Origin of the sequence: Acinetobacter sp. YH16052, from assembly GCF_013417155.1 — a bacterium.
Classification (GTDB): domain Bacteria; phylum Pseudomonadota; class Gammaproteobacteria; order Pseudomonadales; family Moraxellaceae; genus Acinetobacter.
This window is the reverse complement of the sequence record NZ_VPEO01000148.1, coordinates 1-1,509: the sequence shown is the minus strand read 5'-3', so window position 1 is coordinate 1,509 and position 1,509 is coordinate 1. Positions and strand designations below refer to the sequence as shown.

Sequence of the window (1,509 nt, the reverse complement as noted above, 5' to 3'; positions counted from 1 at the left end):
GATTTGGGCTAACCCATATGAAAATGAAGAAAAGTTACATACATCAATAATAACAAGATTCAACCATTGCATAAATTTTCTTAAATTAAATTATCAATGGGTTTGCTCTGGTGATAGTGACTTCGGTATTTTTGGTGAATACAAAGTTGTAGGTCGTGGAAAGCACGAACGTAAAGTATGGGAAGCTGAATATTGTCCTAAATTAAATGAGCGAGGTACATGGATCATTATGCGCCCTTTATGGGATATGCAACTTATTGAACCTGTATTCTTCGTTACTGACTCACCAGATGAGGTACCAGATGATGAAAAAATCTTTATGTATGAGCTGTTCACAGAAGACCAAAAAGCTATATCAGATAAGATTCTTTCAGGTGGATATAATTTAGAAGAGTCTATGACTACTCAACTAAATCACGTTTCTAAGCGCGGAACTTCAGTATCAAAAATTGCCTTCGGATTTGTAGATTGTGACTATGCTAATGCCTCAATAAAGCCAAGATTTAGATTAAAATACAGAACAAAAAATCCCTATAGTAAAAATCGAATAAGGGATCAAAGTAAGTTTGAACGAGAGTTAATACAAAAAGCAGAAAAACAGCTTTGATTAAAAATTGAACTTTTAGTGAGTTCAAAGTTATATCAAGGCTTAAATTCAAAGTTTAATCTCAAAGCTTAATCTCAAAGTTAAATCAAAGTGTAAACAGTAATAAGTTAGTATGGATACTATTACGGAGAAAAAAGAATTTTTTATATCTTATCTTTATAAAACTTCCTCCTTGACTTCATATACCGCAAAAGCAGTAATCAAGGAGGAAGGTAAGCATTTGTTTAATGTGACGCTCGTAGACACTCGCTAATATTTTTGGTGATTTGAATAGACACCATTTAGTTAGTTAAAATGGCTATTTAACATAAAATCTCTTATGCGAAGTCAAAAAAGTAGCCCCATACCCTTATTGGATAGGAGCTTTGTGGCAAAATAGAGTGAATGCGATAAAAATGAAACCCTCTAATTCTTGTTTTAATTATTTTTCTAACTAAGAATTAGAGGGTTAATTTTTTTCCCTCTGGAGTTTTATAGTTATTGTTATAAGATTTATTAAATCACTTATTGCTCAAATAATCCTCACAATCTGATCATTTACTCATGGATAAGTGTGATGGAAATCACACAATTAATCAGATCTAAAAATCACACAATTACACTATTTATGATGAGCGAATTGCTCTTTTAATTTTCTGATCAGTCTTGTATTGCGACAAAGCATAGACCGCCCAGATGGCAGCCGGGATCCAACCTAAAACTGTAATCTGAAGTAGCAAACAAATGATGCCTGCAAATGGTCGTCCTATGGTGAAAAACAGCAGCCATGGAAAAATTAAAGCAATTAGCAATCTCATTTCAAATTCCTATGTATCTTTTCAAAAAATTAATAATTAACTGCCGGTAGATCAAACAGCTTACGATCTCTTTCATCCGTTAAATACTTATCCATCTGAGCAATT

At 32.7% G+C, this 1,509-nt stretch carries 2 protein-coding genes; one reads left to right on the top strand and one right to left on the bottom strand.

The window, feature by feature from the left end; translation table 11 throughout:
• The coding region (locus FTV42_RS16825) for a hypothetical protein (RefSeq protein WP_180039250.1) at positions 1-607 on the top strand (607 nt) is incomplete at its 5' end.
• A gap of 605 nt (positions 608-1,212) precedes the next feature.
• Here FTV42_RS16825 and FTV42_RS16820 read toward each other — a convergent pair.
• Complete coding sequence (locus FTV42_RS16820) at positions 1,213-1,404, bottom strand: YqaE/Pmp3 family membrane protein (protein WP_004282089.1); 192 nt, start codon at positions 1,402-1,404, stop codon at positions 1,213-1,215.
• Between the last annotated feature and the right edge of the window lie 105 nt (positions 1,405-1,509).

Bases quoted from the DNA above. Each gene is read 5' to 3' on its own strand.
- FTV42_RS16820 (WP_004282089.1), bottom strand. From the start codon at position 1,404: ATGAGATTGCTAATTGCTTTAATTTTTCCATGGCTGCTGTTTTTCACC.